Annotated in this window: 8 protein-coding genes; 4 read left to right on the top strand and 4 right to left on the bottom strand. The window is 64.9% G+C overall.

Features of this window, described 5'->3' with window-relative positions:
- From mnmG to K678_RS16370, 4 genes are all read right to left on the bottom strand, one after another.
- Positions 1-1,610, bottom strand: a 1,610-nt coding sequence (gene mnmG, locus K678_RS16385) for a tRNA uridine-5-carboxymethylaminomethyl(34) synthesis enzyme MnmG (protein ID WP_021133596.1), incomplete at its 3' end; no start/stop codon positions are given.
- 25 nt (positions 1,611-1,635) lie between these two features.
- Positions 1,636-2,961 carry a tRNA uridine-5-carboxymethylaminomethyl(34) synthesis GTPase MnmE gene (gene mnmE, locus K678_RS16380; RefSeq protein ID WP_039853608.1) on the bottom strand — a complete coding sequence of 442 codons (1,326 nt, stop codon included), beginning with the start codon at positions 2,959-2,961 and terminating at the stop codon, positions 1,636-1,638.
- 8 nt (positions 2,962-2,969) lie between these two features.
- Positions 2,970-3,326, bottom strand: coding sequence for a (2Fe-2S) ferredoxin domain-containing protein (locus K678_RS16375; protein ID WP_021133594.1), 357 nt, complete (start codon positions 3,324-3,326; stop codon positions 2,970-2,972).
- 3 nt (positions 3,327-3,329) lie between these two features.
- Positions 3,330-3,581 carry a DUF6489 family protein gene (locus K678_RS16370; protein ID WP_021133593.1) on the bottom strand — a complete coding sequence of 84 codons (252 nt, stop codon included), beginning with the start codon at positions 3,579-3,581 and terminating at the stop codon, positions 3,330-3,332.
- 164 nt (positions 3,582-3,745) lie between these two features.
- On the opposite strand from K678_RS16370, the gene K678_RS16365 reads away from it, so the two are divergent.
- From K678_RS16365 to scpB, 4 genes are all read left to right on the top strand, one after another.
- On the top strand, positions 3,746-5,710 hold the full coding sequence (locus K678_RS16365; RefSeq protein ID WP_021133592.1) for a thioredoxin domain-containing protein: 1,965 nt from the start codon (positions 3,746-3,748) through the stop codon (positions 5,708-5,710).
- Between the two features lie 99 nt (positions 5,711-5,809).
- Positions 5,810-6,265, top strand: a complete 456-nt coding sequence (locus K678_RS16360) for a methylated-DNA--[protein]-cysteine S-methyltransferase (protein ID WP_021133591.1) — start codon at positions 5,810-5,812, stop codon at positions 6,263-6,265.
- Positions 6,262-6,657, top strand: a complete 396-nt coding sequence (locus tag K678_RS16355) for a hypothetical protein (RefSeq protein WP_021133590.1) — start codon at positions 6,262-6,264, stop codon at positions 6,655-6,657. Before K678_RS16360 ends, K678_RS16355 begins: the two co-directional genes overlap by 4 nt.
- A gap of 41 nt (positions 6,658-6,698) precedes the next feature.
- Positions 6,699-7,478, top strand: a complete 780-nt coding sequence (gene scpB / locus K678_RS16350) for a methylmalonyl-CoA decarboxylase (protein WP_021133589.1) — start codon at positions 6,699-6,701, stop codon at positions 7,476-7,478.
- The last annotated feature ends 11 nt before the right edge of the window (positions 7,479-7,489 follow it).

Raw genomic sequence — 7,489 nt, 5'->3', positions numbered from 1 at the left:
GCCAGACCAGGATCGAGGCTGGCCAGCTCTGGCCAGACCCCGGTCAGCCGGGCCAGATCGAGAGTCGGATAGGCCAGCAGATCCCAGGCCGAGCGAATCACCCCATCCTGGTTGATCTCCAGCCCGGCCCGTGCCAGTTGGGTCGGCGAGGCGGACAGTCCCTTCAACAACGCCCTGCCCTGCTCCAGCGCCGCGAAACGGGCAGCAAAGGCCTCGGCCCGGATCGAGCCGACACAGCCCGCCGCGATCCCCTTGGGGGTCAGGCGCTGGTCGGCATTGTCGGCCCGCAGCAGCAAGCGGTATTCCGCCCGCGAGGTGAACATCCGATAGGGTTCGCTGGTGCCGAGACTGACCAGATCGTCGATCATCACCCCGATATAGGCATCGGCGCGGTCGAGGATCAGCGGAGCCTGACCACCACAGGCGCGGGCGGCATTGATCCCAGCGATCAGCCCCTGGGCCCCCGCTTCTTCATAGCCGGTGGTACCGTTGATCTGTCCGGCCAGATACAGGCCCGGCACATCGCGCAGTTCGAGCGAGCGATGCAGGGCGCGGGGATCGACATAATCGTACTCGATCGCATAGCCGGGCCGCAGCATCACGCAGCGTTCCAGACCGGGAATGCTGGCGATCATCGCCTTCTGCACATCCTCGGGCAGCGAGGTCGAAATGCCGTTGGGATAGACCGTCGGGTCATCGAGACCTTCGGGTTCGAGGAAAATCTGATGCCGCTCGCGGTCGGCAAAGCGGATCACCTTGTCCTCGATACTGGGGCAATAACGCGGCCCGGTTCCGGTAATTTGGCCGGAATAGATCGGGGCACGGTCGAGATTGGCCCGGATGATCGCATGGGTCTCGGGCGTCGTCGCGGTGATGCCACAGGCGATTTGCGGGGTGGTAATCGCCTCGGTCAGGAAGGAAAACGGCCGAGGCGGCGTATCGCCCGCTTGCATCTCCAGCGAAGCCCAATCGATCGTCCGCCCGTCCAGCCGGGCCGGGGTGCCGGTCTTCAGCCGTCCCAGCGGCAGGTTAAGACGCTCCAGCGCCGCCGCCAGTCCCAGTGCGGGAGACTCGCCGACCCGACCGGCAGGCCAGGTCTTGGTTCCGACATGGATCATCCCACGCAAGAACGTCCCGGTGGTGATCACCACCGCGCCACAGGCGATGTCCTGGCCATCGGCCAGAGTGACCCCAACCACCCTGCCCTGTTCGACGATTAGATCCTCGACCGAGCCTTCGAGCAGGGTCAGCCCGGCGACCTCGTCCAGAACCGCGCGCATCGCCTTGCGATACAGGGCACGGTCGGCCTGGGCACGAGGACCGCGCACCGCCGGTCCCTTGGCCTGATTGAGCATCCGGAATTGAATCCCGGCGCGGTCGATCACCCGTCCCATCACCCCATCCAGGGCATCGATTTCGCGCACCAACTGACCCTTGGCCAGCCCGCCAATCGCCGGATTGCACGACATCTCACCGATGGTGGCGAGACGCTGGGTCACCAGAATTGTTGTCGCCCCAACCCGCGCCGCTGCGGCAGCGGCCTCGCATCCGGCGTGACCGGCGCCGATAACCACGACATCGACCCGGCCCCGTTCGAGCGTCTGTTTCACGTGAAACACACCTTTCTGATCCAAATTACTTGCCGATGCAGAACTCGGCGAAGATCGCGCCCAGCACCTCATCGGTCTCAACCCGGCCGGTGATCCGACCCAAAGCGGTTGCCGCTGCCCGCAGCGATTCGGCGGCAAGGCCAAGATCGACCGAAGGATCAAAGCCGGACAGAGCGACAAAAGCCGCTTCGGCCGCCGCCCGATGCCGCGCCCGGGTTAGCACCGGAGCCGGTCCGACCGCAAAATGCTGCTGCACCTCGCCCTCGATCCAGCCAACAAGCTGGTCAAGACCGTCGCCGGTTTTGGCCGATACCGCAATCGCCGGACGCCCCGCCACCGTCGCGGGGAGCGGCGCGTGAGCCAGATCGCGCTTGTTCAACACCACCAGGGTGGAATCGTCTATCACCTCGCGGGTGGAATCGTCCAGAACCGGAACCAAGGCGGCATCGAACACCGCCAGTTTCAGGTCAGCCGCCCCGGCCCGGGCCAGGGCACGGCGCACCCCTTCCGCCTCGATCTGACCCTCGGCCTCGCGCAGACCAGCCGTGTCGGCCAGGATCGCGGGCCAGCCGCCAAGATCGAGATGCACCTCGATCACGTCGCGGGTTGTCCCCGCCTCGGCCGAGACAATCGCCGCCTCGCGCCCGGCCAGCCGGTTCAGCAGACTGGATTTCCCGGCATTGGGCGCGCCCAGCAACGTGATGTGCAGCCCGTCGCGCAGGATTTCGCCCCGGCGATGATCGGCAAGATGGGTGGCCAGATCGGCGGCCAGCGCCGCCGCTTCGGTCCGGGTCAGCTCGATCAGGCTGGGGGGAAGGTCTTCCTCGGCGAAGTCGATCGCCGCCTCCAGCCGGGCCAGAATCGACACCAGCCGTCGCCGCCAATCCTCGATCAGCACGGCCAGGGCACCGTCCATCTGCCGCAAAGCCTGACGCCGCTGCGCCGCGGTTTCAGCGGCGACAAGATCGGCAATCGCCTCGGCATGGGTCAGGTCGATCTTGCCATTGGCAAAGGCGCGACGACTGAACTCACCCGGTTCGGCCGGACGTAGCCCCAAACCGCCCAGGGCCTGCCCCAGGGCTTGGGCCACGGCGCGGCCGCCGTGAAGGTGTAGCTCGACGACATCCTCGCCGGTAAAGCTGGCCGGGGCGGGAAACCACAGGGCCAGACCGTCGTCGATCGGATCGCCATCATCGCTGGTGAGAACCGCCCGAACCGCCCGGCGCGGCGGCGGCAGATCACGCCCCGTCAGGGCGCGCAGGGCGTCGGCACTGCCCGGCCCCGACAGCCGCCACACCGCGATTCCGGCACGCCCGGCTCCACTGGCCAGGGCATAAATCGTCTCATTCATCGCCGACATTACGCCGTCAGGACGGGCTGGGCGTCGGGCGGAAGCAGCAGACGCTCGACCCGACCGCCCCGGCCGAGATGGGTTTCCAGAATTTCATCGATGTCGGCAAGGGTATCGAAGCGGTACCAGATCCCGTCGGGATAGACCACCAGCAGCGGCCCCAACTCGCAGCGACCCAGACAGCCGGCGCTGTTGACCCGCACGTCGTTAAGACCGAGCGCCTTGGCCCGGCGTTTCAGATGATCGCGGGCTTCGTCGGCCTGGTGCGCGCCGCAGCCGGGACGGGCAGCACCAGAGCCGCGATGATTGGTACAGACAAAGACATGCAGACGGAAATAAAGCTCGGAATCGACAGACGAAGTCACGGGTCAGGTCTCCTTGGGACGGCCGCCGGACGTGGCGAAATGCGACCAGAACAGCTTTTGTAATTGCTCCATCCCCTGGACCCCGGCCGGAAGCCAGACCTTGAACATCGTTTCCGGATCGGCGGCATTCAGACTCGATTCCATCTTGTCCTGAATCTGGGTCATCAGCGCCTGTTGCATCGGCCTGACATCGGGCAGACCGAGAAAGGTGCGCAATTCTTCCGGGGTGCAGTCCACGTCGACGGTGATCTTCATGCTGGCTCCGATCCGGGCGGGTCGTGGGGAAGGACCGCTCTTGTCGCCAGCGGCCCGAGACCCAAACTAAGCCTAGAGCCCAAATGGCGCAATCGCGGCCCCGACGCTTGAGATGGGAAGCCCAAGCCGCCGCCGCCAGCGACGTCCGAAAGGAGAGTCCTTAAATGCCGGTCAACCGTCTCGCCGAAGAGACCAGCCCCTATCTGCGCCACCATGCCAGCGATCCGGTGGCGTGGCAGATATGGGGGAACGAAGCCCTGGCCGAAGCGAAACAGAGCAACCGGCCAATCCTGCTGTCGGTCGGCTATTCCGCCTGTCACTGGTGCCACGTGATGGCCGACGAAAGCTTTCGCGATCCCGCCATCGCCGCCCGGATCAACCAGGGCTTTGTTGCGATCAAGGTCGATCGTGAGGAACGGCCCGATCTCGACACGGTCTATCAGCACGCCTTGGCGATGATGGGGCAGCCGGGAGGATGGCCGCTGACGCTGTTCCTGACCCCGGACACGGTGCCGTTCTGGGGCGGCACCTATTTCCCGCCCGAACGGCGCTATGGCCGCCCCTCCTTCGCCGAGGTGCTGGACGGAATTGCCACCGCCTGGAACCGTGACGACAGCGCGATCACCACCCAGGCCGACCAGATGAAAACCGCCCTCGCCCCCCTGGCCCTGTCTCCCGGTGGCGAAGGCATCGCGCCCGAAACAGGCCGAGAGGTGGCCGAAGCGATGCTGCGACTGGCCGATCCGGTTCATGGCGGGTTTGGCTCCGCGCCCAAATTCCCACAACCGGCATTGCTGCGCTTTCTGTGGCGGTCATCGCTGGCCGGGGCCGATCCGCGTCTGGGTCAACAGGTGATCCTGACGCTCGATCACCTGTGTCGGGGCGGCATCTGCGACCAGTTGGGCGGCGGGTTCATGCGCTATGCCACCGATGCCGCCTGGATCGTGCCGCATTTCGAAAAAATGCTGTACGACAATGCCCAGTTGATCGGCCTGTTGACCGAGGTCTGGCGGCGCACCGGCAACCCGCTCTACCGCACCACACTGGCCGAGGCGATTGCCTGGCTGCGCCGGGAAATGTGCGACGAGACGGGCGCCTTTGCCGCCGCGCTTGATGCCGACAGCGATGGGGAAGAAGGCGCGTTCTATACCTGGAGCGTCGAAGAGATCGACGCGGCGCTGCCCCCTGCCCTCGCCGCCCGGATTCGCAGCCTCTACGATGTCCGTCCCGGCGGCACCTGGGAAGGCCGCGCCATCCTTCACCGCAACCATCTCCACGGCAATGGCGACGAGAACGGGCTGGACGAAGCCAAATCGCTGCTGCTGGCCCACCGCGCCACCCGCCCCCGCCCCGCCCGCGACGACAAAATTCTGACCGACTGGAATGGCATGACGATCCGCGCCCTGGCCGAAGCCGGGTTGGCCTTCGAACGGCCGGACTGGATCCGAACCGCCCGGACCGCCTTTGCCGCCGTCACCGCGAATGCCGCCTTACCCGGCGGCCGTCTCGCCCATGTCTGGTGCGCCGGTCGGGTCGGTCCGGTCGGGCTGATCGACGATTATGCCCATATGGCGATTGCGGCAATCGCGCTCTATACCTGCGGCGGAGAAACGAGCTTCCTCGACCAGGCGCGGATTTGGCTCGACAGCGCCCACCGCTACCATTGGGACAAGAGCGGCGGCGGCTATTTCCTCTCGGCCATCGATGCCGAAAACGTTCCGGTTCGGGCCAAGCCCTTTTTCGATTCCGTCGTGCCCTCGGGCAATGGCGCGATGGCCGAAGCCCTGGCGTTGATGTGGCTGGCCAGCGGGGAAACGGTGTGGCACGACCGCGCCCTGGCGGTGCTGGCGGCTTTTTCCGCCGCCCTGCCCGATCATGGTTCGACGATGGCGGTCTTCCTCGATGTCCACCATCTGCTCGATCATCCGCTGAAGGTGACGATTTCAGGCCCGAGCGAAAGCCCAGCCGCCGCCGCCTTGATGCGGACCGCGCTCAAAAGCGGACACAGCCCCCTGATGCTGATTCGCGATCATCAGCCGGGCAAGCCGCGGGCCCAGGTCTGCCGCGGACCGTTTTGTCTTGCCCCGGTTGAGGACGAATCGACGTTGAGGGAGCATCTTAGTCCCTAAATTTTGTGGGCTCTGCCCACACCCGCCAAGGGCACAGCCCTTGGAACCCTATCGAAAGGAGGCTTTGAGAGCGGCTCCGCTTTGGGTTACTCTATTGATATGGCTCATTTGTCGTTTACCTCGCCCGTCGGTCCGCTGGCGCTGTTCGAACAAGACGGCGCGATTGTCGCTCTCGATTGGGGCTGGCTCCCCGACGCGGAAGAAACCCCGCTGTTGCTGCGCGCCCGCGACCAATTGGAAGCCTATTTCGACGGACGCCTGAAATCCGGGTTCGATCTGCCGCTGGCGGCCGAGGGAACACCGTTCCAAAAGCGCGTGTGGGCCGCGCTGACGGCGATTCCGTTTGGCGAGACGCGGACCTACAGCGAGATCGCTTCGGCCCTGGGAAGCGGCCCGCGCGCCGTTGGCGGGGCATGTGGCCGCAACCCCATTCCCATTATCGTTCCCTGCCACCGTGTTCTCGGTGCAAATGGCAGCCTGGGCGGCTATTCCGGCATCGACGGAACCGAAACCAAGGCGGCGTTGCTGCGATTGGAGAACGGGGGCCAAAGGTGAAACGCCCGACGCTGCACAAGACGGGACTCGTCACCGTCTGCGGCGTGTGGATCTGCTGGGCTTTGTGGTCCCAATTTCTGACGATTCCCACCGGCGAAGTCGAAAATCACAGCTCCCTCTCGGTCAAGGAGCGGATGAACGATTGCGCCGGCACCTTCCAACAACGCTACGATTGCAAAAACAGCATCGTCATCGAAACCGATCGGACGACCTTTATCAACATGGTCGGACGGATCATTATCGTCGTGCTCCCGCCGCTGCTGCTGGTCGGCGTGGTCAAACTCTATGCCCGACGTCTCGACGATGACGACAGCGGCGACAACGACGAATGGAACGATCCGTCGCACTATCGTCGCCGCTACCACCGGCGCACCAGCAGCCGTCACGATTAGACCGGCCAATCCCCCCCATCTGGCAGGAAAGAATAACCGCGATGAGCTTGACCCACATCGAGCAGACCGGACATGTGCTGACTATTACCCTGGCGAACCAGGAGCGGCGCAACGTCCTCAGCGAAGCGATGATCGAGGATATTTTAGCCGGATTGGAGCAAGCCCGCGCCGCCAAGGCCCGCGCGGTGATCCTCCGGGCCGAACCCGGCGTCCGGGTCTGGTCGGCCGGACACGATATCTCGGAATTGCCCCACAGCCACCGCGACCCGCTGGGATGGAGCGATCCGCTCCGGGTGGTGATCCGCGCGATCGAGGAATTCCCCGCCCCGATCATCGCCCTGGTCGAAGGCGGGGTATGGGGCGGTGCCTTCGAAATGGTGCTGGCCTGCGATATCGTGGTGGCAACCTCGGACTCCAGCTTTGCCATTACTCCGGCCAAGCTGGGCATCCCCTATAACATCGTTGGGTTGCTGACCTTCATCAACGCCACCAATCTGCACGCGGTCAAGGAAATGGCGTTCTGCGCCCAACCGATCAGCGCCGAACGCGCTCTGACCCTGGGCATCGTCAATCACCTGCAACCGGCAGAGAAAATCACCGATTTCTGCGCCGAAATGGCCCGTGGCATCGCCAAGCTGGCCCCGCTGGCGATTGCGGTGATGAAGGAGGAATTGCGGGTGCTCGCCTCGGCTCATGCGATCACGCCCCGGATGTTCGAACGGGTCCAGGGCCTGCGCCGCAAAGTCTATGACGGTCATGATTATGCCGAAGGGGTACGGGCGTTCCGGGAAAAACGCGCCCCGATCTTTACCGGGGAATAAAAAAGCAGGGC

Origin of the sequence: Magnetospirillum fulvum MGU-K5, from assembly GCF_000442515.1 — a bacterium.
Taxonomy (GTDB): domain Bacteria; phylum Pseudomonadota; class Alphaproteobacteria; order Rhodospirillales; family Magnetospirillaceae; genus Phaeospirillum; species Phaeospirillum fulvum_B.
Note: the sequence above shows the minus strand (reverse complement) of the source record. Positions and strands in the feature narration are given on the sequence as shown.